Source organism: Chryseobacterium sp. DZ-32, assembly GCF_059587025.1.
The window spans coordinates 140,633-166,278 of the sequence record NZ_JCAIOM010000006.1 but is presented as its reverse complement, the minus strand read 5'-3'; the positions used below and the strand labels follow the sequence as shown (position 1 = coordinate 166,278).

General features: G+C 37.0%; 27 protein-coding genes. 16 read left to right on the top strand and 11 right to left on the bottom strand.

Going from position 1 to position 25,646, the window contains the following annotated elements; translation table 11 throughout:
• Positions 1-87: 87 nt before the first annotated feature.
• Entirely contained in the window at positions 88-840 is a 753-nt protein-coding gene (locus AC59HC_RS08710; RefSeq protein WP_110008182.1) for a DUF3575 domain-containing protein, read from the top strand.
• 110 nt (positions 841-950) lie between these two features.
• Positions 951-2,243 (top strand): MFS transporter, encoded by a 1,293-nt coding sequence (locus tag AC59HC_RS08705; protein ID WP_429812618.1) that lies wholly within the window; start codon positions 951-953, stop codon positions 2,241-2,243.
• 48 nt (positions 2,244-2,291) lie between these two features.
• Here the strand turns inward: AC59HC_RS08705 and AC59HC_RS08700 are convergent, their stop codons facing one another.
• The gene (locus tag AC59HC_RS08700; protein ID WP_110008184.1) at positions 2,292-2,510 is read right to left on the bottom strand and encodes a hypothetical protein; all 219 of its coding nucleotides are present in this window, start codon (positions 2,508-2,510) and stop codon (positions 2,292-2,294) included.
• 218 nt (positions 2,511-2,728) lie between these two features.
• Here AC59HC_RS08700 and AC59HC_RS08695 point away from each other — a divergent pair, with 218 nt between their 5' ends.
• The 6 genes from AC59HC_RS08695 (at position 2,729) to AC59HC_RS08670 (ending at position 7,961) form a co-directional block, all read left to right on the top strand.
• Entirely contained in the window at positions 2,729-3,403 is a 675-nt protein-coding gene (locus AC59HC_RS08695; protein WP_343640668.1) for a DUF4919 domain-containing protein, read from the top strand.
• 202 nt (positions 3,404-3,605) lie between these two features.
• Complete coding sequence (locus AC59HC_RS08690) at positions 3,606-4,457, top strand: alpha/beta fold hydrolase (protein WP_496558436.1); 852 nt, start codon at positions 3,606-3,608, stop codon at positions 4,455-4,457.
• Positions 4,457-4,927, top strand: a complete 471-nt coding sequence (locus tag AC59HC_RS08685; RefSeq protein WP_202841409.1) for an RNA polymerase sigma factor — start codon at positions 4,457-4,459, stop codon at positions 4,925-4,927. Before AC59HC_RS08690 ends, AC59HC_RS08685 begins: the two co-directional genes overlap by 1 nt.
• Positions 4,917-5,510, top strand: coding sequence for a hypothetical protein (locus AC59HC_RS08680; RefSeq protein WP_202841411.1), 594 nt, complete (start codon positions 4,917-4,919; stop codon positions 5,508-5,510). The genes AC59HC_RS08685 and AC59HC_RS08680 overlap by 11 nt, the downstream gene beginning before the upstream one ends.
• Positions 5,507-6,118 carry a class I SAM-dependent methyltransferase gene (locus AC59HC_RS08675; RefSeq protein WP_202841412.1) on the top strand — a complete coding sequence of 204 codons (612 nt, stop codon included), beginning with the start codon at positions 5,507-5,509 and terminating at the stop codon, positions 6,116-6,118. Before AC59HC_RS08680 ends, AC59HC_RS08675 begins: the two co-directional genes overlap by 4 nt.
• A gap of 61 nt (positions 6,119-6,179) precedes the next feature.
• A complete protein-coding gene (locus AC59HC_RS08670; protein ID WP_496558435.1) occupies positions 6,180-7,961 on the top strand; it encodes a GEVED domain-containing protein in 1,782 nt (593 codons plus the stop codon).
• A gap of 85 nt (positions 7,962-8,046) precedes the next feature.
• Here the strand turns inward: AC59HC_RS08670 and AC59HC_RS08665 are convergent, their stop codons facing one another.
• The 5 genes from AC59HC_RS08665 to truA form a co-directional block, all read right to left on the bottom strand.
• Positions 8,047-9,804, bottom strand: a complete 1,758-nt coding sequence (locus AC59HC_RS08665) for an ABC transporter ATP-binding protein (protein ID WP_202841416.1) — start codon at positions 9,802-9,804, stop codon at positions 8,047-8,049.
• Between the two features lie 128 nt (positions 9,805-9,932).
• A complete protein-coding gene (locus tag AC59HC_RS08660) occupies positions 9,933-10,703 on the bottom strand; it encodes an alpha/beta hydrolase (protein WP_343640659.1) in 771 nt (256 codons plus the stop codon).
• A gap of 86 nt (positions 10,704-10,789) precedes the next feature.
• Complete coding sequence (locus tag AC59HC_RS08655; protein WP_202841421.1) at positions 10,790-11,377, bottom strand: Crp/Fnr family transcriptional regulator; 588 nt, start codon at positions 11,375-11,377, stop codon at positions 10,790-10,792.
• A 70-nt stretch (positions 11,378-11,447) separates the two neighbouring features.
• A complete protein-coding gene (locus AC59HC_RS08650) occupies positions 11,448-11,789 on the bottom strand; it encodes a hypothetical protein (protein ID WP_202841424.1) in 342 nt (113 codons plus the stop codon).
• A 29-nt stretch (positions 11,790-11,818) separates the two neighbouring features.
• Entirely contained in the window at positions 11,819-12,571 is a 753-nt protein-coding gene (truA, locus tag AC59HC_RS08645; RefSeq protein ID WP_429812606.1) for a tRNA pseudouridine(38-40) synthase TruA, read from the bottom strand.
• A gap of 87 nt (positions 12,572-12,658) precedes the next feature.
• Here truA and lpxK point away from each other — a divergent pair, with 87 nt between their 5' ends.
• From lpxK to AC59HC_RS08615, 6 genes are all read left to right on the top strand, one after another.
• Positions 12,659-13,684 carry a tetraacyldisaccharide 4'-kinase gene (gene lpxK, locus AC59HC_RS08640; protein WP_202841428.1) on the top strand — a complete coding sequence of 342 codons (1,026 nt, stop codon included), beginning with the start codon at positions 12,659-12,661 and terminating at the stop codon, positions 13,682-13,684.
• Entirely contained in the window at positions 13,668-14,483 is an 816-nt protein-coding gene (locus tag AC59HC_RS08635; RefSeq protein ID WP_202841430.1) for a purine-nucleoside phosphorylase, read from the top strand. Before lpxK ends, AC59HC_RS08635 begins: the two co-directional genes overlap by 17 nt.
• 210 nt (positions 14,484-14,693) lie before the next feature.
• On the top strand, positions 14,694-15,209 hold the full coding sequence (locus tag AC59HC_RS08630) for a TlpA family protein disulfide reductase (protein ID WP_202841432.1): 516 nt from the start codon (positions 14,694-14,696) through the stop codon (positions 15,207-15,209).
• Between the two features lie 89 nt (positions 15,210-15,298).
• Positions 15,299-15,754: a GNAT family N-acetyltransferase gene (locus AC59HC_RS08625; RefSeq protein WP_202841434.1), complete on the top strand. Its 456-nt coding sequence runs from the start codon at positions 15,299-15,301 to the stop codon at positions 15,752-15,754.
• A gap of 190 nt (positions 15,755-15,944) precedes the next feature.
• Entirely contained in the window at positions 15,945-17,042 is a 1,098-nt protein-coding gene (gene dinB / locus AC59HC_RS08620; RefSeq protein ID WP_343640650.1) for a DNA polymerase IV, read from the top strand.
• A 44-nt stretch (positions 17,043-17,086) separates the two neighbouring features.
• Positions 17,087-18,559 (top strand): alpha-amylase, encoded by a 1,473-nt coding sequence (locus AC59HC_RS08615; protein WP_343640648.1) that lies wholly within the window; start codon positions 17,087-17,089, stop codon positions 18,557-18,559.
• A gap of 58 nt (positions 18,560-18,617) precedes the next feature.
• Here AC59HC_RS08615 and AC59HC_RS08610 read toward each other — a convergent pair whose 3' ends face one another.
• From AC59HC_RS08610 to AC59HC_RS08600, 3 genes are all read right to left on the bottom strand, one after another.
• Complete coding sequence (locus tag AC59HC_RS08610) at positions 18,618-18,785, bottom strand: hypothetical protein (protein WP_202841437.1); 168 nt, start codon at positions 18,783-18,785, stop codon at positions 18,618-18,620.
• Positions 18,786-19,018: 233 nt separating this feature from the next.
• A complete protein-coding gene (locus tag AC59HC_RS08605; RefSeq protein ID WP_202841438.1) occupies positions 19,019-20,359 on the bottom strand; it encodes a carboxylesterase family protein in 1,341 nt (446 codons plus the stop codon).
• A 224-nt stretch (positions 20,360-20,583) separates the two neighbouring features.
• Positions 20,584-21,486: a helix-turn-helix domain-containing protein gene (locus tag AC59HC_RS08600; RefSeq protein WP_343640644.1), complete on the bottom strand. Its 903-nt coding sequence runs from the start codon at positions 21,484-21,486 to the stop codon at positions 20,584-20,586.
• 257 nt (positions 21,487-21,743) lie between these two features.
• On the opposite strand from AC59HC_RS08600, the gene AC59HC_RS08595 reads away from it, so the two are divergent.
• Positions 21,744-22,799, top strand: coding sequence for an NAD(P)-dependent alcohol dehydrogenase (locus tag AC59HC_RS08595; RefSeq protein WP_110008202.1), 1,056 nt, complete (start codon positions 21,744-21,746; stop codon positions 22,797-22,799).
• 52 nt (positions 22,800-22,851) lie between these two features.
• On the opposite strand, the gene AC59HC_RS08590 is transcribed toward AC59HC_RS08595, so the two are convergent.
• Entirely contained in the window at positions 22,852-23,280 is a 429-nt protein-coding gene (locus tag AC59HC_RS08590) for a winged helix-turn-helix transcriptional regulator (protein ID WP_411413392.1), read from the bottom strand.
• A gap of 81 nt (positions 23,281-23,361) precedes the next feature.
• Here AC59HC_RS08590 and AC59HC_RS08585 point away from each other — a divergent pair, with 81 nt between their 5' ends.
• Positions 23,362-24,240, top strand: a complete 879-nt coding sequence (locus AC59HC_RS08585) for an NAD(P)H-binding protein (RefSeq protein WP_343640642.1) — start codon at positions 23,362-23,364, stop codon at positions 24,238-24,240.
• A 112-nt stretch (positions 24,241-24,352) separates the two neighbouring features.
• Here the strand turns inward: AC59HC_RS08585 and AC59HC_RS08580 are convergent, their stop codons facing one another.
• Positions 24,353-25,636 (bottom strand): alkaline phosphatase family protein, encoded by a 1,284-nt coding sequence (locus AC59HC_RS08580; RefSeq protein WP_496558434.1) that lies wholly within the window; start codon positions 25,634-25,636, stop codon positions 24,353-24,355.
• Positions 25,637-25,646: the final 10 nt, after the last annotated feature.

Sequence of the window (25,646 nt, the reverse complement as noted above, 5' to 3'; positions counted from 1 at the left end):
ATCAACATATTTTTTTATTTTCCATTTATTATGTTAAATTCAGCCCGTTTTTTGCTGGTATTTTTTTACATCACAAAATATTGAGTCATGAAAAAAGCATTCATAGTAATTCCGTACTTCCTGTTTTCGGTCCTGGGAGCTCAGGAAATTCAGAACAGCCCGGCAGAGAAGATGAATATCATCAAGACCAATGTCACGGCTTATACGTTCAGAAATATCAATCTGTCTTATGAAAGAGCTATCAGCCAATGGTTTTCTGTGAATCTCGGTTTCGGCACAATGCCTGAAGGAAAAGTACCTTTCATTAATGCTTTTCTGAAAGATGAAGATGAAAAAAGATTCCAGAATCTTAGAGTAAAAGCAACCAATTTCACCATTGAACCAAGATTTTATATCGGTAAAGGCTATGGAAAAGGATTTTATTTTGCTCCTTATTACCGGTACTCAAGTGTTACTTCCAATACTTTTGATTTTTATTATGATTATAAGGGTCCGAATGGAGTTACCTATCCAATTCCACTCAAAGGACAGGGGGACACCAATGGAAACAGTGGTGGATTAATGGTTGGGGTACAATTCTTTCTGACCAGAAGCCAGAATCTTGTCCTTGATTTCTGGATCGCTGGAGCCCATTACGGAAGCGGAAAAGGTGATTTTACCATGACCTCGGATTATGTACTGACGCCTGATATGCAGGCTCAGCTTAAAAAGGAAATTGAAAATCTGGACATTCCATTTGTTAAGTATACCGTAGAAACCAATGCCAATGGTGCCAGAATAAAAGTAGACGGGCCGTGGGCAGGCTTCAGAAGCGGGCTTTCCATTGGATATCGGTTTTAAGAAATCATTCTTAATATAGTATTCAACCGTTCTTTTTAGGAACGGTTTATTTTTTTCTGAATTTTGTATCTTGGATGTCATTATAAAAAAACTTTCTGGAAACAACATCTATGGACTCAGCCTCAATCACCACAGGTCAAAGAATCAAAGCCATCATTGGCGGATCTATCGGTAATCTCGTTGAATGGTACGACTGGTATGCTTACGCAGCCTTCGCCATTTATTTCTCCCATTCATTTTTTCCTGATTCTGATCTCAATGCCCAACTGATGAATACCGCAGGGATCTTTGCCGTAGGTTTTCTCATGCGCCCTATCGGCGGCTGGATGTTCGGAAGCATTGCAGATAAGATCGGAAGGAAAAAAGCAATGACGCTCTCCGTCCTGCTGATGTCTTTTGGATCTCTGCTGATTGCCCTTACTCCCACTTATCAGTCTATTGGTATTCTGGCCCCTTTATTACTTTTACTGGCAAGATTACTTCAGGGGCTAAGTGTGGGTGGTGAATATGGAGTTTCCGCCACTTACCTCAGCGAAATGGCCACGCAGGACAGAAGAGGATTTTATTCAAGCTTTCAATATGTCACTTTGATTGGCGGGCAGCTTATTGCTTTAGGTATTCAGCTTATTTTACAAAAATTATTACTCACTGAGGCCCAGCTTGAAGAATGGGGATGGAGAATTCCTTTTGTGATCGGAGCTATGCTTTCTATTATTGCCTTATATCTTAGAGCTAATCTTCATGAAACGGAAGCTTTTGAGAATAAAAAAGAAGTCAGCGAAAAGAAAAAAGGAACGGTAAAAGAGCTTATGAAACATCCAAAAGCTTTGCTTACCGTTGTGGGGCTGACCTTAGGAGGAACGCTGGCATTTTATACCTACACCACTTATATGCAAAAATTCCTGGTAAATACAGTACATCTTACCAAGGAAGAATCTACATTAGTCTCCTTTGTTTCACTCTTTATATTTGCATGTCTTCAGCCTGTATTTGGAGGATTATCAGATAAAATCGGAAGAAGGCCGCTTCTTTTAGGTTTTGGTATTTTGGGAACTTTATGTACCGTTCCGCTCCTTACGGCTCTCAGTACTACCACTTCAATATGGGGTGCATTTTTCCTGATTATGGCAGCTTTAATTATTGTAAGCGGCTACACTTCGATCAATGCGGTAGTAAAAGCAGAACTTTTCCCTTCTGAAATCAGGGCACTTGGTGTAGGTTTACCTTATGCTATTACTGTTGCTGTATTTGGCGGAACAGCAGAATATCTTGCGCTTTGGTTTAAAAAGATAGGGTCTGAAGAATATTTTTACTGGTATATTACCGGCTGTATTCTTTTTTCTCTGGTTGTTTATACCGGAATGAAAGACACCAAAAAGACCTCTACACTGGATAAAGATTAAATTATAAAAAACATGCACCGCAGATTTTCTGCGGCGCATATTCTATTTTTAATGATAGGCCTGTTTAAATTTTTCAATCATATGATCCAGATTATGACGCTGGACATAGATACTTTTTACCTCTTCATACCTCGGCGATTTGTAGAAAACCTCATGGAAATCCATACTGCCGTTTCCTACTTTCACAACTTTCTGTACTTCGATATTCAACTTTCTTAATTCGTCTTTGAAGACTTTAAATTCATCTTGTATACTACTACTGCTCATTAATATTTTTAGTTTTTTAGTTAAAAATTCCTTTTACCCCTTCAAATGTCAGGGGTAACATCTCAAATTCCGAATAAAGTTAGTAAATTTATTGACACAAAGTAGCAGTTTGATAATATTTTATTATTTTTTTTACAAATAGTAAGTTGATATTACCCGATTGATGCATATTTCGTATTTTTAATCTCACAAAAAATTGTAACAACCTTATACAAACCATGAGTATCAAAGCATTTTTCACTTTATTCTTTCTAACACTGCTGACTTTTCTGCATGCTCAGAAAATGGAATTCAAAGCACCGGATTATGCTGCCATTCAAAAAAGTATTGAGGATAAAAATTCAGAATTCTATTATCCAAAGCTTTTAAAAAGATTAAAGCAGAACGATACGCTCCTTACCGGCAATCAGTACCGTCATCTTTATTTCGGATATACATTTCAAAAAGAATATCAACCTTATAAAATAGGAAAGAAAGCTGAAGAAGTAGCCAAATATTACCGAGGTGAAGGTATCTCCCAAAAAGATCTTTCAAAGGGAATCCAGTTGTTCCTGGGTGCATTGGAGGAAAATCCACTGGATTTGCGGGCTATGAATTATCTCGCTTACTTGTATCATTTGAATAAAGATGATGCTACCGCCGAAAAAATTGCAGGAAATTTCCACGGATTATTAAATGCCATTCTTACTTCCGGCGATGGTCTCACATGTGAAACAGGTTTTCATGTGATTTCTGTAACAGATGAATATGTCCTTTTAAACAGATTTCAAATGGAAACAAAATCTCAAAGCCTGAAGGGAAAATGCGATTATCAGGAGTTTGAAAAGGACCAATATAAAATTCCCGGATTTTATTTTGACATCAGCAGGTTCTATGGAAAAATATTGGATTAATCATCCCGAATAAATACTTATCAATTTAATATTATTGAACCATTAACAAAAAATCGCTAAAATAAATTTCATATGATTTTGCCCTGAACAAAAGGGTTGAGAAGGAGGAGAAATATTTTTTTTCAAAAAAAATCAAATAGTGTGTAACATTTTTTTAAGGTTCGTCTCTAAAAGACAAATACACTTTAAAACTTAAGAAATCATGAAAAAATTTACACTCCTTTTAATCATTATGTTGTTTTTTTTAGCAGTATGCAATATATTCGGCCAACAAACAGTGTATCCGTTTGAATTAAAGAAAACAGGAAACGGAAATCAGGCATTAATTTTCATTCCCGGATTTGCTTCTTCAGGTGACGTCTGGAATGATACCACCGCAAAGTTTGAAAAAGATTTCACCTGCTATACTTTAACAATGGCTGGATTTGCAGGAATAAAACCCCAGACAGATGCCAGTTTTAAAGACTGGGAAAAAGGAATTGCAACCTATATCAAAGACAATAAAATTGAGAAGCCCATTCTTATCGGGCACAGTATGGGAGGCGGTCTTGCCCTGGCCATAGCGGCAGATTATCCGGAGCTTGCAGGTAAAATTATCATCGTAGACACGCTTCCCTGCCTGGCAGCGCTATCTGATCCCAGTTTTACATCGAAAGAAAATAATGACTGTTCGCCTGCTATTGCTCAATTGACAGCGATGAACGATGAGCAGTTCCGGAAAATGCAGGCACAGGCTATGCCACGTCTTCTGGCTGATATTTCTATGCAGGAAACGGTAATCAACTGGAGTATGAAATCGGACCGAAAAACATTTGCTAAAATGTACTGTGATTTTTATAATACCGATCTCAGAGAGAAAATAAAAAACATCCAATGTCCTTCCCTTATTCTTCTGGAATCTTATTTTGTTACTCTAAAGCCAACGATCGAAAACCAGTACAAAAATTTAAAAAATGCCAATATGCAGTATGCTTCAAAAGGTTTGCATTTTATCATGTACGATGATAAGGATTGGTATCTTAATCAGCTTACTCACTTTTTATCTGCGAAATAATGGTTTTTGAAGAGATATATGAACTCTACTGGCAAAGGATATTCCGTTTATGTATGGGATATGTAAATGATGCCGAACTTGCTCAGGATCTTGCCCAGGAAACCTTTATCATCGTCTGGCAGCAGCTTCCGAAATTCAGGAATGAATCCAGTATAGGGACGTGGATTTTCAGAATTGCATCCAATAACTGCCTCCGGCAGATTGAAAAGGAAAAGAAATTCAGCAAAACCGGTCTGCCCATGAATCTGGAAGAGAAAAAACAGGAATCTATAGAACCTCAGATCCAGATGCTCTACCAGTTTATTTCAGAACTGCCTGAAACGGACAGAATTATTATTTCATTGGAACTGGAAGAGGTAAAACAGGCTGAGATAGCCCATATCGTAGGACTTTCTGAATCCAATATAAGGGTAAAGATTCACAGAATAAAAGAAAAATTAACGCAAAAGTTTAAAGAAAATGGATTCTAATATAGATTTTAAAAATATATGGAAGCAGCAGACTTCCCACAAACCTGATCTGGATGCGCTTCTCGGTAAGCTGAAAAAATTCAGAAATCAAAATCTGCGCAGACTAATCTTTGCTAATATTGGATTGATCGCTACCTCCTTATTGATTCTTTTTATCTGGTACCGTTACCAGCCTGAAATGATCACTACAAAAATCGGGATTGTACTTGTCGTGCTGGGAATGGTTATTTTTCTTCTTGCCTACAACAAAATGTTTATGGTATTTTACAAGATTGATCAGACGCAGTCAAACAACGAGTATCTCCAGAGTTTATATGTAGTAAAGAGTAAGCAGAAATTTATGCAGACCACCATACTTAACTTATATTTTGTCATGCTCTTTCTGGGAATATGTCTGTATATGTATGAATATACTTCAAGAATGCCCCTTAGCTCAGGTATTCTGGCCTATGCTTTAACATCTGTCTGGATTGCTTTCAACTGGTTTTATCTGAGACCGCGAACAATAAAGAAACAGCAAGGTAAACTTGACGAATTAATTAATAAATTTGAAGAGATCAATAATCAATTAAAAGAATCATGATATCTTCTGACAACAAAAATCACTGGGAAAATGTATATGAAACCAAAAATCCGGATCAGGTAAGCTGGACCCAGAAAAAACCTCAGACTTCCCTTGATTTTATACATTCTTCCGGATTGGGAAAAGAGGCCAGCATCATAGACATTGGTGGTGGAGACAGCAACCTTGTTGATTTTCTTTTGGAGGAAGGTTATAAAAATATTACAGTTCTTGATATTTCTGCTAAAGCTTTGGAAAAAGCACAGAAACGACTTGGAGCAGCAGCAGACAAAGTAAAATGGATCACTAGCGACATTACGGCTTTCGAACCTATGGAAACCTATGATATCTGGCATGACAGAGCAGCCTTTCATTTTCTGACAACCCCGGAACAGGTTTCAAAATATATCGGTATTGCAGAAAAGAATGTGAATAACTTTATGATCCTCGGAACTTTTTCGAAAAACGGTCCTACGAAATGCAGTGGATTGGATATTCAGCAGTATGATGAAGAATCATTATCCGAAAAATTTAAAGAAAGCTTTGAAAAAATAAAATGTATTACTGAAGATCATATCACTCCCTTTGATACAGTTCAGAATTTTGTTTTCTGCAGTTTTAAAAAGTAGTAATGAATTGTATGTATTTTTTATTTATTTTTAAATTCCCAACCATTTAAATAAAAATACTATGAAAAAATTATTATTTCTGCTTATTTCAGGCACATTCTGCTCAAATTTTTATTCACAACATTTGGAATTCCAGGAATGCGGAACCGATGAATTAATGAAAAAACATTATGAAAGGTATCCTGAAGAGAAAGCGCGTGACGATGCTTTCAACCTGGAATTGTCAAAAATGATCAAAAGTGGCAAATTTACGTCTAAGCTCAACAATCAGGTATACGAAATCCCTATTGTTGTACACGTTGTAGGAGACGGAAGTGCTATAGGAACTGCTAATAATAAGTCTGACGCAGACATCATTGCATGGATAAACTATACCAATGGTGTTTTTGCAGGAAGTTCCACCAGCGGAATGTCAGGAACAAGTGCAATACTGCCTGTCAAATTTGTTTTTGCAACCAAGGATCCTAACTGTAATGTAACTAACGGGATCAATAGAATCAATGCTTCAGGTCTTCCCAAATATGTAAGCGGCGGTGTAAATAATGACAATACAACCAATGCCGTAACTGCTTCTGAGATTACTGCAATGGGAATGTGGGATACTTCTAAATATTATAATATCTATGTTGTTAAAAAATTAACATCCAACTCCGGAGGATTAAATGGCTTCGCTTATTATCCGGGAGGAAGCAAAGATTATTCTTTTATGGCAGCAAGTGCATCCGCTGTTAATGCTCAGACTTTAGGGCATGAATTCGGACACGCTTTGGGACTCAGACATACGCATGAGGGATACAATGAAACTACAGGAGACTGCCCTGTCAACAATGACTGTACTTTAGAAGGAGATCTTGTTTGTGATACTGAGCCTATGAAAAGTCTTTATCATTCCTCAGTTCCTCACACATGTCAAACCGGACAGATCAATCCTTGTACCACCCAATTATACAATGGTGGTGAGAGAAATGTGATGGCTTATACCTACTGTTTCAGAGATTTATTTACACAAGGACAGACCAACAGAGCTACAGCACAGCTTTTACAATACAGACAATCGCTGATCAACTCACCGGTTGGATCTCCAACTACTATTAATAACAATGTAACATTAACCAATGCATGTACTCCCGCAACCATTACAAATCCGGGTAATTACAATGTAGGAATTACTTTGGTAAAGTTTGGAAGTATTAATAATTATTCAACTAATTATAAGCAGGCAACCAATAATTTTTATGAAAACTTTACCGGTACTTACTGTTTGGGGATTTCAAAAACCAATATTCCCCAAAATGCAGCCACCACACTTACTGTAGCTCCGGGAACAAACAACCCTCACATTATCAAAGCATATATTGATTATAATAATGACGGTCAATTCGATGAATCTACAGAGCTGGTTCTTAATCAAAGTGGAATAAGCAATGGTTCATTGGCTACAGCACAGGTAACTCCTCCTGCGGGTGCAATAACCAATACTCCTTTAAGAATGAGGGTCATTGGAGAGTACAACGGAACAGCAGTAACGGCATGTTATACTCCAAAGTACGGACAGGTGGAAGATTACTCCGTCATCATTGAACCTCAGAATGTATTAGCAATAGAAAATACAGGATTGAAAAATGCACCTGTTATTTTTAAAGATGAAAATTCAGCATCTGTAAGAAGTAATGTGAAAATTTCCGCGGTACATATTTATGATGCTGCAGGAAGATTACTGATGAGAAAAAATGATATTAAATCTTCAGAATTCAAATATCCTGTTGACCAGAAAAATATAATCATCACGGCTACAGCAGTACTGGAAGACGGAAAAGTAATTACGAAAAAATTAAAATTTTAATTATTTCAATTATAGAATAAAAAAAGAGAGTTATTGCTGACTCTCTTTTTTGTTTATCTCATTCAAAAGAATAATTTCTTCCCGATTATGATTCTTTTTTTTCTTCCATTTCCACTTCATGTCGAAGCTGAGCTTTATAAAGCGTGGCATAATATCCGTTCTTATCCAGAAGTTCAAGATGCTTTCCTTCTTCTACGATTTTACCATGCTCCATCACAATAATCTTGTCTGCTTTCTCAATGGTGGAAAGTCTGTGGGCAATAATAATGGAGGTCCTATTTTTCGTAATTTTCTCTGTAGCTCTCTGAATCAGCTTTTCACTTTCATGATCAATGGAAGAGGTAGCTTCATCCAGAATTAAAATTTTAGGATCTGATAAATAAGCTCTCAGGAAAGACAGTAACTGTCTCTGACCTAAAGAGATTGAAGAGCCTCTTTCGCTCACTACATAATCATATCCACCGGGAAGCTGCTCGATAAACTGATCTACCTCAATTTCTCTCGCTCCCGCTTTTATTTTTTCCAGTGTGATACTATCATCCCCGAAGGCAAGGTTTTCAAAAATACTTCCGTGGAAAAGGAATACATCCTGCAGCACCACGCCGATATGACTTCTGAGATTATAAAGCTCATAATCTTTTAAATCCACATCATCAATCAGGATATTTCCGGAGTTGATATCATATAATCTTGTAATCAGACTAATGATAGTAGACTTTCCGGCACCTGTAGCACCAACGATGGCTACCGTTTCTCCCGGATTTACTTTAAAGTCAATTCCTTTCAGTACTTCCTGCTTTTCATCATAAGCAAAGTGTACTTTCTGGAATTCAATTTTTCCTGCAAAATGATCTTTCTTCACGGTTCCGTTATTCGGCATCGAGTTTTCTTCATCCATTAATCCCAGCACTCTTTCTGCTCCTACAATTCCTCGCTGGATATTGTTAAAACGGTCAGCAATCTGTCTCAAAGGACGGATCAGCATTGAAATATACTGGATAAATGCAATCACGACTCCGGCACTGATGGTAATATATCCTCCATAGAAAAGAATAAATCCTATGAATAATGAAGAAATAAGTTCCACCACAGGGAAGAACAGTGAGAAAATAAATACGGTTCTCAGCAATGCTCCTTTCAGGGTAATATTGATATCATCAAATTTCTTAAACTCAGATTCCTGTCTGTTGAATACCTGAATAATAGACATTCCTGCCAGTCTTTCCTGAACAAAAGAGTTCTGATTGGCTGTCCAGTTTCTCTCATCCCCGAAAGCTTTCTTCAGTCTTTTCTGGAAGAATCTCGTAATGACTACCATCAAAGGTAAGATGGCCAGTGTAATATAACTGAGGTGAACATTGGTACTGAACATCATCACCAATACAAACAGAATTCTCAGGATATCTCCAAATACCATCAGGAAACCATCTGTATATACCGTCGCAATGGTTTCCACATCTCCTACAGCCCGCGTCACCAGCTGTCCGATGGGTGTTTTATCAAAAAATGAAGTTTTGAAATAGATCAGTTTAGCATATAATCGCTCTCTGATATCCCTGATCACATTTTGTGAGATAAAATTTGAAAAATAAACCAGGAAAAAATTTAAAATCGTTTCAGCAAACACCAATCCCACAAGGATATAGATATGTTTCATCATCAAAGCCTTATCATGAAGCTTTGTTATATCATTATCCACCACCTGCATAGTGAGATAAGGCCTGTAAGTAGAAACTATCGAAAGGAATATGGAAATGATAAGGGTAAGGATGAACCAAGAACGAAATTTCATTCCGATAAAGAACAGCCTCTTTATAATTCCCCAGGTATCTTGTTTTTTCATTGTACGAATCGAAAGAAAGAATTAAAATATTCTATGCAAAAATAAGACATTATAACCGGACTGCCTTTACAACTTTTGCAAATCGTCATAGAAAATATCAGATACCTACCATTTACAATATGAATAGATTAAGTATTCTTTTGTATCCAGCCTAAAACATATTCTGCTACTTCTTTCCAATTTTTCTCTCCACAGATGAAATGACTTCTCCCTGCAAACTCTTTAAAATCGACAATGCTTCCCGGATCTTTGTAAGCCCCTGCTATTTTCTTTGAAAATGCTGCCGGGAAAATATGATCATTAGAGCCTGCAATGAACAGCAGCGGTTGATGGGGTTTCTTTAAATCTAATTTTGCAGAAGCTTTAAACAAAGGATCTTTTGCCAATTTTCTACTTTCAGGAACTGCTACTGTCTCGTAAAGCCTGTCACTTTCTTCCTTTGAATAATTATTGAAAAAAGCTTTGTGATACCATTCTTTTGTTCCCATATATGGACTGTTTCCTTTGAAGAAATTCACTACAGGCCAAACAATTTTAATGGTAGAAAAAGGAGCCATGATATTTTTCGGAGGAGCACCGTCAATACTTATACCAGCTGCTGCTTTTCCCATGTCAATCAGCTTCTGAACCATAAGTCCTCCAAAAGAATGTCCGATAACAATAGGCTTTTCGGGAAGACTGTCAATCAGTTTCACAAGATTGTCCACGGTATCGTCAAAACCGACATGTCTTAATTCTCCGGGAATATTATTTTTTAAGTATACGGGATCCCCTCCATGTCCCGGATTTGAGGGTGTATGTACAGTATATCCCTGCGCTTCAAAATAAGTTTTCCATTCTTTCCAGCTTGTATTATTCACAAATAACCCATGAATGAATACGATCGTTTTTGTTTTCATAATTTTCACTTTTTTGTTTTGTTAAATTGATGAAACAAATTTCTGCAGATAAAATGACGAAAACTTTAACCCAGGTTAAAATCGTACTATTTGCCTGAAATTCTTTTTCTTATCCTGCTCAGAGAAGGTCCCTGAATCCCTAGATAAGAAGAAATATGATACAGCGGAACATTACTGAAAATATCCGGATGCTCTTTCATCAGATCCAGATAACGCTCTTCCGGAGACTTTAATAAAAATCCTTCTACCCTTGTCATGGTAACGTTAAATGCTGCCTGTGCCAGAAGTCTCCCAAATTTTTCCCATTGATGCGACTGCTGGTAAAGAGAAATAAGATCTGCATGCCGGATAAAAATAATAGAAGTATTCGTAAGGGCCTGTGTAAAATAATCACATGGGATCTGATTGAGAAAACTTTTAAAAGAAACTACAAAACCATTGGCCGAATAAAGAAAAACATTCTTTTCTTCACCCGTATCTCCATTGATGACATAAGAACGAAAAACTCCATCGACAATAAATCCTAAATAAGAACAGACGTTTCCCTGAAGATTATAAAATTCTCCTTTTTTATATTCTTTTGGAAACCAAAAATTTTCAGACAGTCTGAAATCTTCTTCTGAAAGTCCAGCAAAATGATATAATGCGAAGGCTAATTTATCAATTTCAGTCATGGCTATTTTTTTTAGTATTTCTTACAGTATTTAAAAATAATCTTAATTTCCGATACTAAAAAAAGAAATCTTACTGATCAATAGTCTTCCCTATCTCTTCAATTTCGATGGTCTTTGCCGGTCTTTCTTTGATAAATTTATTTTCAAGGAATTTATAAACTCCCCAAACCGCAACAATAGAGATTAACCAGCCAACGATATTCACTGCTGAAAATCCTGTATAATTGACATTTTCTGCGGATTCAGGATCTGTTAATCCCATATATATACCATAACCTAAGCCTAACAAAAGCTGAGTTCCCAGATAAATACCGATAGCCAGAACACCATACTGCCACTTTGTTTTTCCAAACCTTTCTGCTAATTGTGCATAATACCGGTAAGCGCCGATAAGAATAAAAATTGATAACATGATTATTATTTTGTTTTTTAAGTTTTTATTTAAAATTCATATCCCACATCTACAAGATACAGCCCGTGTCCCGGTGCTGAAGTTCCCGCGGCGTTACGGTTTTTGTCTTCAATCACTTTACGGAGATCTTCAGGTTTCAGTTTTCCGGTTCCTATTTCTACCATCGTTCCGACAATTGCGCGAACCATATTTCTTAAAAAGCGATTCGCAGAAACTGTAAATTTAAGTTCCGTTCCGTTCTGTTCCCATTCTGCTTTGTAGATTTTACAGATATTGGTTTTGTTGTCGGTTTTTAATTTGGCAAAACTGGTGAAATCTTCATATTCAAAAAGAATTTTACAGGCTTCATTCATGGCATTAATATCCAGTGATCTTTTCCAGTGTTGCCATGCAGATTCCTGAGTGAAGGGATTTTTTTCCAATGAGATAAAATATTCGTAGGTTCTGTACGTGGCATCAAAACGGGCATGAAAATCGTCTTTTACCGGAAAAATCCTTTTAATGGAAATATCAGGAGGAAGAAAACTGTTCAGCCTTCTTGTAAGCTGATCATCCAACTCTTTTTCCGTATCAAAATGGGCAAATATTTTTTTGGCATGAACTCCTGTATCGGTTCTTCCTGCTCCTGTTGTTTTAATCTCTTCGCGCAAAATGGTAGAAAGCGCTTTTTCCAGTTCTTCCTGTACAGAAATAGCATCCGGCTGTATCTGATAGCCGAAATAATTCTTTCCGTTGTAAGAAAATTCAATAAAGTATCTCAATGTATTGTAATAACTCCACAAAAATACTTTAATTTAACGAAATATTTGTTGAAAAGTCTTCGAGAATATTACATCAATGCTTATGAAAATTCCTATTTTTGCAATCGTATGAAAAGATGGTACCTTTATCCTTTTTCCCTTGGTTATCATTTGGTAACGGGTATCCGGAACACAATGTATGATCTGGGAATTTTTAAGTCGACAAAATTCAAAACACCGATAATCAATGTCGGGAATCTTTCTGTGGGCGGAAGCGGAAAGTCACCTATGGTGATGTATCTTGCTCAGTTCCTGTCCAAACATTACAGAACCGGAGTGCTTTCACGGGGTTATGGAAGGCTTACCAAAGGTTATGAAGTAACAAATTACGAAAGCAACTACAAAATGGTGGGTGACGAAGCGATGCAGCTTTTTGAACGTTTTAAAAACCGTTTCGTAATTGCCGTTTCTGAAGAACGTGTTCCCGGAGCCAAAAAAGTAATTGACGATATGGATCTTGAAGTTCTTGTACTGGATGATGCCATGCAGCACAGAGCCATCAAAGCCGGATTCAATATTCTGATGACCGATTTCAGTGATCCTTTTTTCAAGGATTATCTTCTTCCTGCCGGAGATCTTAGAGAATCAAGAGCCGGATATAAAAGGGCCGACATCATCATGGTCAGCAAATGCCCTGATGAACTGACGGAGGAAACAAAAAGGTATTATATATCAAGAATACGACCTTCTTACGGGCAGAAAGTATTCTTTTCATCCATCGGTTATGACGAAAATGTCTACGGAAAAGATAAAATGCTTCCGGATAATAACCTGAATTATTATGATATTTTACTGATCACCGGAATTGCCAATCCTAAACCGCTTCTGGAACATCTGGCAAAATTCTCAAAAAGGGTGAAACATTTAAAGTTCAGAGATCATCATAATTTCACGGATGATGATATTAAAAAAATCCTTGCCGAGTATAAAAAATTAGGAGAATATAAACTGATATTAACCACAGAGAAAGACTATGTGCGTCTGAAAACTTTTGACTATCTTAGAGAAATTGTTTACTACTGGCCTATCAATGTATTGATTGATAAGAAAGAAGAATTCAATCAAATCATCTTAGATTATGTTAGAAAAAATTAAAGAAACTGCAGATTTTATTAAAAATATTATTCAGGAAACCCCTGATTTTGCAGTGGTGTTAGGATCCGGACTGGGAAAATTACAAAATGAAATAGAACTGATCCATGTTTTAGAGTACAAAGACATTCCTCATTTTCCACAGACTACAGTGGCCGGACATACCGGAAAACTGATTTACGGAATTCTGGAAGGAAAAAAAGTACTGATGATGAGCGGACGTTTCCATTATTATGAAGGACATTCTATGGAAACGGTGACATTCCCCATAAGAGTTTTTCATTTGCTGGGAATTCAAAACCTTATTCTTTCCAATGCCTGTGGTGGTGTAAACCCAGCTTACAATGTTGCAGACATCGTTATTCTGAAAGATCATATCAACATGATGCCTGAGCATCCTTTACGTGGAAAAAATATCGATGAGCTCGGGCCACGTTTTGTGGATATGAGCGAGCCTTACAACAAAAAAATGATTGCCACAGCGGAAAAGGCTGCTGCCAACCACCAGATTAAAATTCATCAGGGAGTTTATGTGGCACTACAAGGACCAACTTTTGAAACCCCGGCCGAATATGGCATGATTAAAGCTATTGGTGGGGATATGGTAGGAATGAGCACCGTTCCCGAAGTTATAGTTGCCAGACATATGGGAATGGATGTTTTCTGTATTTCCGTGATCACGGACCTTGGCGGACCGGATGTCGCTTTTGCCGTTTCCCACGAAGAAGTTCTGAATGCTGCCAATAAAGCAATGCCCAATGTAATTGCCGTTGTCAAAGGCCTGATTAAAAACTATCAGTAAAAATAACCTAATACTGCAACTGAAGACGTAATATTCCCATCCTCTGGAGGGGTAGCAAAAACTCAAAGAATTTTTGACGGGGGTGGTTTTCACACTCTCACTCTCCTATTCCATAGAATCCATCAATATTATAAATTTTTCCTAATTCACCGGAAATCAGTTTCAGATTCCAATTCATTGTTTAGATTTGTACCCATGAAATTGTACGAAATGAAAAAGCTGATATTAATTTTTATGATGGGTATTTTTGGAATAAGTTATTCACAAAAAGCACCTGCTGTCCTTAAAACAGGATTTTCAAAAGAAGCTTTACAGCAGAAGCTGGAAGATGAAAATGGAAAAACCGTTACCATCCAGCAGATTCTGAATCAGCATAAAGGAAAAGTTTTAGTGATTGATTTCTGGGCCGGATGGTGCAGAGACTGTTTAAATGCTCTTCCAAAAGCTAAAGAATTAGAAGAAAATAACAAGAATATTGATTTTGTATTTCTATCATTAGACCGTTCAAAAGAAGGGTTTGAAAAAAGTCTGGAAAGATTTGATATGAAAGACAAAGAAAACTATTGGTTTTCTACAGGCTGGAAGAACGATTTCAATAATTATGTAGATCTAAACTGGATCCCGAGATATATGGTGATTGATCAGAAATCTTCCATTGCAAAATATTATGCAATATCTCCTGAAGACCCTGAACTTCAACAAACCATAGACAAGCTTTTAAAATAATTATTATTTATCTAATCCGAAAAAACATAAAAAAACTCATTGAAAACCAAAAACTTTCAGTGGGTTTCAAATTTTATACCCATAGCACCATGATTACAAGAGAAGCCAAAGAGCAGGATTTAGCAATCCTTTTAGAATTTGAACAGGGAGTTGTTACTGCCGAAAGACCGTTCAACAGCACATTGATTGAAGGAGAGATTCATTATTACGATTTAAAACATCTGATACAATCTCCCGAAGCAACCGTAATTGTTGCCGAAGAAAATAATGAAATCATTGCATCAGGATATGCTCTGATTAAGAAAGCGGCAAAAGATTATTATCAGTTTAAAGAATATGCCTATCTTGGTTTTATGTATGTAAAGCCCGAACACAGGGGAAAAGGAATCAATAAAGTCATTACTGATGAACTCATTTCCTGGTCAAAATCAAGGGGAATCAATGAGGTAAGACTGGACGTATATGCTCAGAATGAATCTGCCATAAAAGCGTATGAAAAGGCAGGTTTTGAACCTCATCTTCTTACCATGAGACTGAAGGCTTAAAGGCAGGAAGCTGGAAGTAGTTTATGCACTAAGAATAGCCTGTGATTTTTTAATTAATTTTCAATAAACAGGTCATCAATTTCTATATCGTCCTCATTAACTTCCAGCCTCCCGCTTCACACTTCCATCATATAAAAAACTTCCCTTCTAAAAAAAATTACCGTCAATAAAGGAATCCATATCTTTGTATATGGATTTTTCTTTGCCTCTTCGTAAAATTATTCATGTGGATATGGATGCATTCTATGCTTCTGTAGAACAGCATGATAATCCTACCTTAAAAGGCAAGCCAATAGCAGTAGGAGGACAGCATCGTGGCGTTGTCGCTGCCGCGAGCTATGAAGCCAGAAAATATGGTGTCCGTTCTGCCATGCCCAGTAAAACAGCCAAAGAAAAATGCCCTCAGCTTATTTTTGTTCCTCCCCGCTTTGCCCGATATAAAGAAATCTCGAAAAAGATCCGGGAAATTTTTTACGAGTATACCGATCTGGTAGAGCCACTTTCTCTGGATGAAGCCTATCTGGATGTCACCGAAAATAAAAAAGGAATGGAATCTGCCAACCTCATCGCCAAAGAAATCCGCCAGAAAATTTTTGAACAGACAGGATTAACAGCTTCTGCAGGAATTTCAGTGAATAAGTTTCTGGCTAAAGTTGCTTCTGACATCAATAAACCTAATGGCCAGAAAACCATTCATCCTGATAAAATGGAACAATTCCTGGAAGAATTGCCCGTAGAAAAATTTTATGGGGTTGGAAAGGTTACGGCTAACAAAATGTTTAGTTTAGGAATTTATAAAGGAAAAGATTTAAAAAAGAGATCACTTGAAGATCTGATAAGGCTTTTTGGAAAATCCGGCCAGCATTATTATAATGTGGTTCGCGGAATCCATACATCCGAAGTGAAACCTCACCGGATTCAGAAAAGTGTAGCCGTAGAAAGAACTTTTTTTGAGGATCTTCTTGATGAACAGCAGATCAATGAAAAGCTGGAGAGCCTGGCTGAAGAAATTCATCAGAGACTACAGAAAAATAATATTCTCGGAAGAACTTTAACATTAAAAATAAAATATAAAGATTTTTCTCTTTTTACAAGAAGCATTACGAAAGAAGATTATTTCTCCTCACCGGAACAATACTACAACACCGGAAGAAAACTCTGGGAGCTTCGCCCTTTTGATAAAGCTGTCCGGCTGCTCGGATTGTCTCTTTCCCACCTGAATACGGAAGAAAAGAAACAGGTTTCCGTTCAACTAAAAATCCCGTTTGAGGAATTTGAAAATGAATAGGTCATATTTTTTTGCTATCTTGTATCAATCAAATCAGCAAATTTATGAACCCAACCATGATTCAGTTTTTTCACTGGTATTCTGAAGGAGACGGAAAGTTGTGGAAAGAAGCCGAAAAACAGGCAAAATATCTGGCAAAACTTGGAATTACTTCTGTATGGTTTCCTCCAGCCTATAAAGGAACAAATGGCGGTTACTCGATTGGTTATGATGCCTATGATCTGTATGATCTCGGAGAATTTGACCAGAAGGGAACTATTCCTACCAAATACGGCACTAAAAACGATTATATAAAAGCTATCAAAGCCTTAAAGAAACAAAATATACAAGTCATTGTAGATATTGTTCTGGGACATAAAGCCGGAGGTGATGAGCTTGAAAAATTTAAAGTCGTAAAAGTAGATGAGGAAAACAGGGAAAAAGTGATTTCCGATGTCATCGAAATAGAATCTTATACGAAATTTACGTTTCCCGGAAGAGGAAAAAAGTATTCTGATTTTGAATGGAACTTCACCTGCTTCAGCGGTGTGGATTATGCCGAGGGTATGGACTCTCATATCTTTAAAATCCAATCCGAATATGGAAATGACTGGGAGGAAATGATTGATGATGAAAAAGGAAATTATGATTACCTGATGTATAATGACATTGAGCACCGGAATCCTTTTGTACGGGAAGAACTCAACCATTGGGCAAAATGGTATTTCGACCAGACAGGTTTTGACGGCGTGAGACTGGATGCTTTAAAGCACATTTCATTTGATTTCTACAAAGAATGGCTCACTCTGCTTCGTTCCAATTCCGGGAAAAATATTTTTGCCGTAGGCGAATACTGGGCTCCGGGATATTTACATTTACTTCAAAAGTATATTGAAGTGACAGAAGGCTGTATGAGCCTTTTTGACAGTTCATTACAGAATAACTTTCATACAGCATCACGGGAAGGCGCTTCGTATGACCTAAGAAGAATTTTTGATGAAACCCTTACCCAGGCAGATCCCCTACATTCAGTAAGTTTGGTAGCCAATCATGATACGCAGCCTTTACAGGATCTTGAAGCTCCTGTAGAGCCATGGTTCAAGCCACTTGCCTATGCTCTTATTTTATTGAGAAAAGACGGTTATCCATGTGTTTTCTATCCGGATCTTTATGGTGCTCATTATACGGATAAAGACAGAGAGGGCAACGATCAGGAAATATTCATGCCTAAAATTGATGGAATTGAAGAATTATTAAAAGCCAGAAAAGAACACGCCTATGGTGATCAGCATGATTATTTTGAGGATGCCAACTGTCTTGGATGGGTTCGTACAGGAGATGACAAACATAGCGGATGTGCAGTCGTTTTAAGTAATAAAGATGCCTACAATAAGCCTATGGAAGTAGGAAAACTTTATGCCGGAAAAAAGTTTAAAGACCTGCTGAAAAGATTCGAAGAAAAAGTAATTATTGATGAAAACGGCTGGGGAGATTTTCCTGCTCCGGCAGGAAATGTAAGTGTCTGGATTCCTGAATAAGATTAATTTATCAGAAACCCCTGTCAAGGTTTCAAACCTTGACAGGGGTCTTTAAGATTTAGCAGTAAATATATCTGCAATTCCAAACATCTATAGCCCATTCACAGCAATACCCTTCTTCGTTGGAAGTACAGCATACTCTGTCCCTGTTGATATCTCCGGCTTTTAAACTCTTTAATTCCAGACGGTTCAGTTTTCTTACTTTGAAGTTTCTGTTTGTTTTCATAATTATTATTTTTATGGTTTAGATAATAAATATACATTAAAAATTACAATTATGAATATATATTCAATACCAATTACTTAATTTAAAACATAATTCATAAAAAAAACAAACATTGAAAAACGATAACCACCCCGTCAAAAATTCTTTGAATTTTCGCCGCCCCACAGGAGGGGAATTTACGTCTTCAATTGAATATCGATTAAGTTGAAAGGTCGTGGTAAGTTGATGTATGGTTACATCTTTTGAAGCTCCAGGATTTCCGGTCTTTCTGAGGTATCAGCAATTTTTCCGGTTCTGGCAAATTCAGCCCAGAGCGCTCTCAGTTTTTTACCATTCTCATGAATACGACTCCATGGAATATCTTTCAGCAATTCGGAAGATTTCCAGGCTGATTCATTTCCGAAAATTAAAGGAAGATCAATACAATGCGGTGCTCCGATATGATTGTCTTTCAGTTTTGAATGAATTCTGAATAGATAGACATTTCCACCGGCATCCGCCAGATTCCGGGCAAACTGTCTTGCCGGATTTCCATAGATCAATGCTGTAGTTTTTTCAACCGTTTTATCCATGATTTTTAAACCTAATCCTTTTCCGAAATATTTATTTAAAGCTTCTGAGGTTTTAAGATAGAATGCCGTTTCATCATTATTTAAACCAATCAGGACATCAAATTTCTGAGCATTTTTTTTCCACATTTCCACAGAATCTTCTTCTTTACACAAAGGAAAATGTCCGTATTGAGTTCCGAAAGGCATCGCAGCTTTCAACCCATATTTTATTACGGAAGGCACACATGCTTTGTACTCATCCATCATTTTTAAAACATCGGTTTCCTCTTTCAGCACTTCTGTTTTTTTCAGAAATTCTGCAGACATTTTTTGTCTTTTATGACGTAATCCCAAGGGAGCACTTTGAATAATCACACGCTGGAATAAGCCTTCCACACCTTCCGAAATCATTAAATGAGCAATAGCATCGCCTCCTGAAGACTGCCCGAGAAGGGTAATATTATTTTGATCGCCCCCCAGATCTGCTATATTGTTTCTGATCCACCTTAATGCTTCGATGATATCCAGCAATCCAAGATTGGCAGGTCTTTTCTCATCTCCCCCTAAAAAACCAAATAATCCCAGACGATATGAAACACTCACAACGATAATATGCTGTTCTTTTACCCATTCGGCAGGATCGGCTGTAGCCAGATCTCCACAGCCTATTTCATGAGAGCCTCCATGGATCCAGACCACCACAGGAAGTTTTTCATTTTCAGATATAATTTGTGGCCGGGTTATGGAAAGATACTGGGTAGATTCATCTGCTTCAAAACTTTCAACAGGTGTCGCTCCGATCATTTTTTCTACAAGCGGACTTAAAGCCTGCGGGCACACCGGAGTTTTTTCCGGAGAAATAATGTTTGAAGATAAAGAGGCTTCTATGGCGACTGGTTTTTTAAATCTTTCAGAATGGGCGTATCGGATACTTTTAAGCCTTATAACTCCTTGTTCTTTTAGAGCTGTAATTCTCCCGAATCTGGTATTAAAAACAGTAGTGTCTTGGTGATTTGGTGTCATCTTAAAACTGTGAAAACTTTTCTCTTTAAATTTAATTATTTAAACACAAATTTCACAAATGAGTACACAAATATTCACTAATAATTATGGTGTCATTGGTGAAAAGATTAGCGTTATTCGTGTTAAAAATAATTTAACCACTAATTCCACAAATGCAGGCACAAATATTCACAAACCATTATTGTGTAATTCGTAAAAAATTTAGTGTTATTCGTGTTAAAAAACTAGTTCAGGGTTTTATATTCGCTGGGTGAAATTCCTACTTTGGTTTTGAACAGCCTTGTAAAATGCTGTGGATATTTAAAGCCCAGATCATAAGAAATTTCGCTTATTGTTTTTCCCTGATCCAGAATCTGTTCTTTAGCTATATCAATCAGTTTATTGTGGATAAACTCCTGAGCTGAGATTCCCAGTTCTTTTTTGATCAGATCTCCGAAATAATTGGCAGAAAGATTTAGCTTTTCCGCAAAATAGTTCACCATAGGAAAACCTATATTCTTCGGATTTTCAGATTTTAAATAATCATCCACCAGATTTTCAAATTTACCTATGACACCCTGATTGATATGATCTCTTGTAATGAATTGCCGGTCGTAAAAACGCATACAGTAGTTCAGAAAGAGTTCAATATTATTAACAATTAAAGATTTACTATGTTTATCAATAGCCTGTTCCAGCTCCAGTTTAATATTTTTAAAGCAATCCAGCACCACTTCTCTTTCTTTTTCTGAAAGATGAAGCGCTTCATGTACATCATAAGAGAAGAAGGAATAGTCTTTCATATTCTTCCCTAAGTTGGTTCCTTTAATTAAATCAGGATGAAAAATAAGGGCAAAACCTGCAGGCTGGATAAATCTGTCATTATTATAAATTCCATACGTCTGTCCGGGAGCAATAAAAACTAAAGTTCCTTCCTGATAATCGTAGCTGTGTTTCCCATACTGCATATCTCCGCACATTACATCTTTCAGAAAAACGGTATAAAACCCGAATTTTCTTTGGTGCTGGCAGATAGGATCAGATTTGGAAAAATCAATAATACTCACCAGCGGATGCAGGGTTTCATGATTGGCCATTTTATTGTATTCCGAAACACTGTTGTAGATTTCAACCTTCTGATTTTCCATGAAGTACATTTTTATTACTATTCAAAATTACCACTTTCATTTGTAACTGAAATGGTGTCTGTAAAATTGGTAAGTAATTCGGTAATCTGTATAAGTTTTGTTTACAGGAAAGTTTCGACTTTTGTATCGTTATAGAAACTTTTAATACGGACATTCCTCAAAAAGGGAAAAGCTTTTCCGGATTAGTTCTCTTAAGGAACAGCATAGGTTCATATTGAATATCATAATTTATAACCCTAAATAAACTAAATATAAAAATGAGTACAATAACAGTAAAAGCTTATGGTGCAGAGTCTACCACAGCAGATCTGAAAGAAATGAATATTGAAAGAAGAGAAGTCACCTCAAAAGATGTAGAGATTGAAATCCTATACTGCGGGGTATGCCACTCTGACCTTCATACAGCCAGAAATGACTGGGGCGGATCTTTATATCCTGTAGTTCCGGGACATGAAATTGTTGGAAGAATTACCAAAGTAGGAAGTGAGGTTTCCAAATTTAAAGCAGGAGATCTGGCGGCAGTAGGATGCATGGTGGATTCATGCGGACATTGCGACAGTTGTCAGCACGATCTGGAGCAATATTGCCAGAATGGATTTACAGGGACTTATAACGGAAAAGATAAGCACCTTGGAGGTCATACTTTTGGAGGATATTCTCAAAAAGTAGTTGTTGATGAACATTTTGTTTTAAGTGTTCCTGAAAATTTAGATCTGGCAGCAGTAGCACCCCTTCTGTGCGCAGGAATTACCACATGGTCACCGTTAAGACACTGGAACGCTGGTCCGGGTTCAAAAGTAGCCGTTGTAGGATTAGGCGGTTTAGGTCATATGGCTATCAAACTAGCAAAAGGACTGGGAGCAGAAGTTACTTTATTCTCAAGAACTCCGGGAAAAACGGATGATGCGAAACAGCTTGGAGCAGATCACGTAGTAATCTCTACGGATGATTCTCAAATGGATGCTGTAAAAGGTAAATTCGACCTTATCATTGATACGGTACCTTACGAACACGATATCAATCCTTATATGCAGACTCTTTCTCTGAACGGAACTCTGGTTCTCGTAGGATTCGTAGGTGAATTCCAGGAAACGCAGGTAAGTACAAGACCTATGATCTTCCAACGTCGTTCTGTAGCAGGATCTTTAATCGGAGGTATTGCAGAAACCCAGGAACTGTTAGATTTCTGTGGAAAACATAATATTGTATCTGATATTGAACTGATTAAAATGCAGGATATCAACAACGCATATGAAAGAATGCTTAAAAGCGATGTAAAATACCGTTTCGTTATTGATATGCAGTCTTTATAATTCTTCTATAAAATAGTAACAGAAACAGGTTCTTCAGATCGAAGAGCCTGCTTTATTTTTTCAGATTTTGGCTAAAAGCATTCTGATCCTGATTCGTTATATATCTGTTTCCTTCAGTACATTTATTATCATTTCTTTCCATATCCTGAAAAGCCCATGCTGCCATGGCATCAATCACTGGAGCCAGTTCATTCCCTGCTTCACTCAGTTTATAGGTCACATGAGGTGGCACTACAGGTTTTGCTGTTCTGATAATGAGTCCGTCTGTTTCAAGCTGTTTCAAATGCTGGATAAGCATTTTTTCTGTTACGGCAGGAATTGCTTTTTTCAATTCGCTGTATCTTTTTTCTCCTGTGGAAAGATTGAACAGGATAATCGGTTTCCAGAATCCTCCAATTCTTTCCATAACGTACATTACAGGACAATCCTGCACTGTTTTTTTATTCTCCTGAATGGTTGAACTTTCTTTAATCGCTGTCATATCTACATACTTTAGGGTAAGTACTTGTATAAAAGTAAGTACAAATATAACTTTGTTCTCAGAAATAAAAAATATTTACATATGAAAATTATAATCACAGGATCACTAGGAAATGTAGCTAAACCATTAGCACAAAAATTAATTGCCGACGGGCACAATATTACCATAGTAAGCAGCAGCGATGCCAGAAAACAGGATATTGAATCTCTGGGTGCAACTCCGGCCATTGGGTCTATCACAGACGTTGATTTTTTAACACAAACATTTGATGGAGCGGATGCAGTTTTTGTGATGACCCCTCCAGCGATCAGCCCGGATAAAATTGTGGAAAACACGACCAATGCAGGAAAAAATTATGCTGAAGCTTTGAAAAATACGAATGTAAAAAGAGCTGTCATGTTAAGCAGTGTAGGTGCAGAATCTCCGGTAGAAAACGGTCCTATTGCGGGTCTTCACAATATTGAAAAAATATATAATGACGTAGAAGACACTTCTTTTACTTTTTTAAGAGCCGGATATTTTTACAATAATTTTTTCAATGATATTCCTTTAATTCAAAATGCAGGAATCATTGGAGGAAATTATCCTGCAGATATTGAAGTACCTGTAGTACATCCCAATGATATAGCCAACGCTGCCGCTGAAGAATTGGTAAAAGATGAAAAAGCTAACAACATCAGATATATTGTAAGTGATGTAAGAAAAGCTTCTGACTTTGCAAAGGTTCTGGGAACATCTGTTAATAAACCTGAACTTCCATGGGTAGAATTCTCTGATGAAGATTCTTTAAACGGAATGCTTCAGGCGGGATTACCTGAAGATATGGCTAATTTGTATGTTGAAATGGGAAGAGGAATAAGAACCGGTGTTGTACAGAAAGATTTTATTGATCATGGTTCCCCGATTACAGGAAGTGTTAAATTAGAAGATTTTGCAAAGGAGTTTGCTTCTCAATTTTAATTTCTTTTGTCTTGAAACAAAAGTTCAGGACTGGAATTAAAATGCTGGCTATAAGTAAATTCGGCGCACCTTTGGTGCGCCGAATTTATTTTATAATATCTTTAAATCAATACTATTTTTTGTTTTTTAAAGTTCTTTTTAAAACTTTCAGTTTTCCATCAATAGGCTGATCAATTTTTAATCCTAAAACCTCAGCTACCAATGGATAAACATTGATGTTCGCAAATTCGCTGATCACCATATTGCTTTTAAATTCCGGTCCCCAGGCAAAGAAAACCGCTTTCATTTCCGGTACAACTTTAGGGTTATAGCCGTGTTTTCCAACAGATGTTTTCTTACCTTTTTCCAGAAATATTTTTGGGGCTTTAGGAATCAGAAGAATCTGTCCTATTCTGTTGTACTGGTCATCTCTTGTTGCAAAGTGAAGGTATCTGGGAAGTTTTTTATCAAGATATACTTCGTAATCATCCGTTTTATTAGCCTTCAGTTCTTTGTAAACTGCTTTTACCTCATCCGGATTTTTAACATAAATTCTCAACAAAGTCTGGGAATTATAAAAATCAAATCTGTTTTTATCAAAAAGAAGAGCAGGAATTTCCAAAGGTGTACCGCCGTCTACTTTAATCATCCCGTGATCGGAAACAAAAACAAAGTTGACATTTTTCAATCCTAATCCATTTACTTTCTGAACAAGATCACCAATAGCCTGATCTATCAGATGAACAGCTGTTTCCGTTTCTTTCGCATCAGGACCAAAATGATGCCCGCTCCCATCTACTTCCGGGAAGTACAATGAAATAAAATGAGGTCTTTTATCTTCAGGCAGTTTCAGCCAGTTTACCACTTTTTCTACCTTTTCGGAAGGCATGAACTTTTCGTGATATGGATAATAATAAGTGGGTCTCATCCCTCCTGCATCGCTGGCAGATCCTACCCACATTAAAGAGGCCGACACCATTCCCTGTTTTTCAGCAAGCCCCCAAAGCGGAGTTCCTCCATACCAGCTTCCGTCCTCAGCATTTTTCTTATTGCTCATCGCATATCCTTCTTTTCTCTTATAATCATAGAAAAAATTATCAATCAGGCCATGATGGGAAGGATAAAGCCCTGTGATAAGACTCCAGTGGTTGGGGAAAGTAATACTTGGATAGCTTGGAATCATTGCTTCAGCCTTTACACCGCCATTAGCCAGTTTTAAAAGATTTTCAGCATTATATTTCTTAGCATAATCATAACGGAAACCATCCGTTGATATCATAATCACATAAGGTTTCGACTGTGCTTCAGTACTGTTTTGTCTTTCTGGTATTACAACCTGGGCAGTATCAATATTGGCCTGCTGGGCAAAAGCCGTAAAGGAAATGAGCAGCAGTAAAAAATGGATTCCTCGCTTCATTATTTTAAAA

Bases quoted from the DNA above. Each gene is read 5' to 3' on its own strand.
- AC59HC_RS08710 (WP_110008182.1), top strand. From the start codon at position 88: ATGAAAAAAGCATTCATAGTAATTCCGTACTTCCTGTTTTCGGTCCTG.
- AC59HC_RS08705 (WP_429812618.1), top strand. From the start codon at position 951: ATGGACTCAGCCTCAATCACCACAGGTCAAAGAATCAAAGCCATCATT.
- AC59HC_RS08700 (WP_110008184.1), bottom strand. From the start codon at position 2,510: ATGAGCAGTAGTAGTATACAAGATGAATTTAAAGTCTTCAAAGACGAA.
- AC59HC_RS08695 (WP_343640668.1), top strand. From the start codon at position 2,729: ATGAGTATCAAAGCATTTTTCACTTTATTCTTTCTAACACTGCTGACT.
- AC59HC_RS08690 (WP_496558436.1), top strand. From the start codon at position 3,606: ATGAAAAAATTTACACTCCTTTTAATCATTATGTTGTTTTTTTTAGCA.
- AC59HC_RS08685 (WP_202841409.1), top strand. From the start codon at position 4,457: ATGGTTTTTGAAGAGATATATGAACTCTACTGGCAAAGGATATTCCGT.
- AC59HC_RS08680 (WP_202841411.1), top strand. From the start codon at position 4,917: ATGGATTCTAATATAGATTTTAAAAATATATGGAAGCAGCAGACTTCC.
- AC59HC_RS08675 (WP_202841412.1), top strand. From the start codon at position 5,507: ATGATATCTTCTGACAACAAAAATCACTGGGAAAATGTATATGAAACC.
- AC59HC_RS08670 (WP_496558435.1), top strand. From the start codon at position 6,180: ATGAAAAAATTATTATTTCTGCTTATTTCAGGCACATTCTGCTCAAAT.
- AC59HC_RS08665 (WP_202841416.1), bottom strand. From the start codon at position 9,804: ATGAAAAAACAAGATACCTGGGGAATTATAAAGAGGCTGTTCTTTATC.
- AC59HC_RS08660 (WP_343640659.1), bottom strand. From the start codon at position 10,703: ATGAAAACAAAAACGATCGTATTCATTCATGGGTTATTTGTGAATAAT.
- AC59HC_RS08655 (WP_202841421.1), bottom strand. From the start codon at position 11,377: ATGACTGAAATTGATAAATTAGCCTTCGCATTATATCATTTTGCTGGA.
- AC59HC_RS08650 (WP_202841424.1), bottom strand. From the start codon at position 11,789: ATGTTATCAATTTTTATTCTTATCGGCGCTTACCGGTATTATGCACAA.
- lpxK (WP_202841428.1), top strand. From the start codon at position 12,659: ATGAAAAGATGGTACCTTTATCCTTTTTCCCTTGGTTATCATTTGGTA.
- AC59HC_RS08635 (WP_202841430.1), top strand. From the start codon at position 13,668: ATGTTAGAAAAAATTAAAGAAACTGCAGATTTTATTAAAAATATTATT.
- AC59HC_RS08630 (WP_202841432.1), top strand. From the start codon at position 14,694: ATGAAAAAGCTGATATTAATTTTTATGATGGGTATTTTTGGAATAAGT.
- AC59HC_RS08625 (WP_202841434.1), top strand. From the start codon at position 15,299: ATGATTACAAGAGAAGCCAAAGAGCAGGATTTAGCAATCCTTTTAGAA.
- dinB (WP_343640650.1), top strand. From the start codon at position 15,945: ATGGATTTTTCTTTGCCTCTTCGTAAAATTATTCATGTGGATATGGAT.
- AC59HC_RS08615 (WP_343640648.1), top strand. From the start codon at position 17,087: ATGAACCCAACCATGATTCAGTTTTTTCACTGGTATTCTGAAGGAGAC.
- AC59HC_RS08610 (WP_202841437.1), bottom strand. From the start codon at position 18,785: ATGAAAACAAACAGAAACTTCAAAGTAAGAAAACTGAACCGTCTGGAA.
- AC59HC_RS08605 (WP_202841438.1), bottom strand. From the start codon at position 20,359: ATGACACCAAATCACCAAGACACTACTGTTTTTAATACCAGATTCGGG.
- AC59HC_RS08600 (WP_343640644.1), bottom strand. From the start codon at position 21,486: ATGGAAAATCAGAAGGTTGAAATCTACAACAGTGTTTCGGAATACAAT.
- AC59HC_RS08595 (WP_110008202.1), top strand. From the start codon at position 21,744: ATGAGTACAATAACAGTAAAAGCTTATGGTGCAGAGTCTACCACAGCA.
- AC59HC_RS08590 (WP_411413392.1), bottom strand. From the start codon at position 23,280: ATGACAGCGATTAAAGAAAGTTCAACCATTCAGGAGAATAAAAAAACA.
- AC59HC_RS08585 (WP_343640642.1), top strand. From the start codon at position 23,362: ATGAAAATTATAATCACAGGATCACTAGGAAATGTAGCTAAACCATTA.
- AC59HC_RS08580 (WP_496558434.1), bottom strand. From the start codon at position 25,636: ATGAAGCGAGGAATCCATTTTTTACTGCTGCTCATTTCCTTTACGGCT.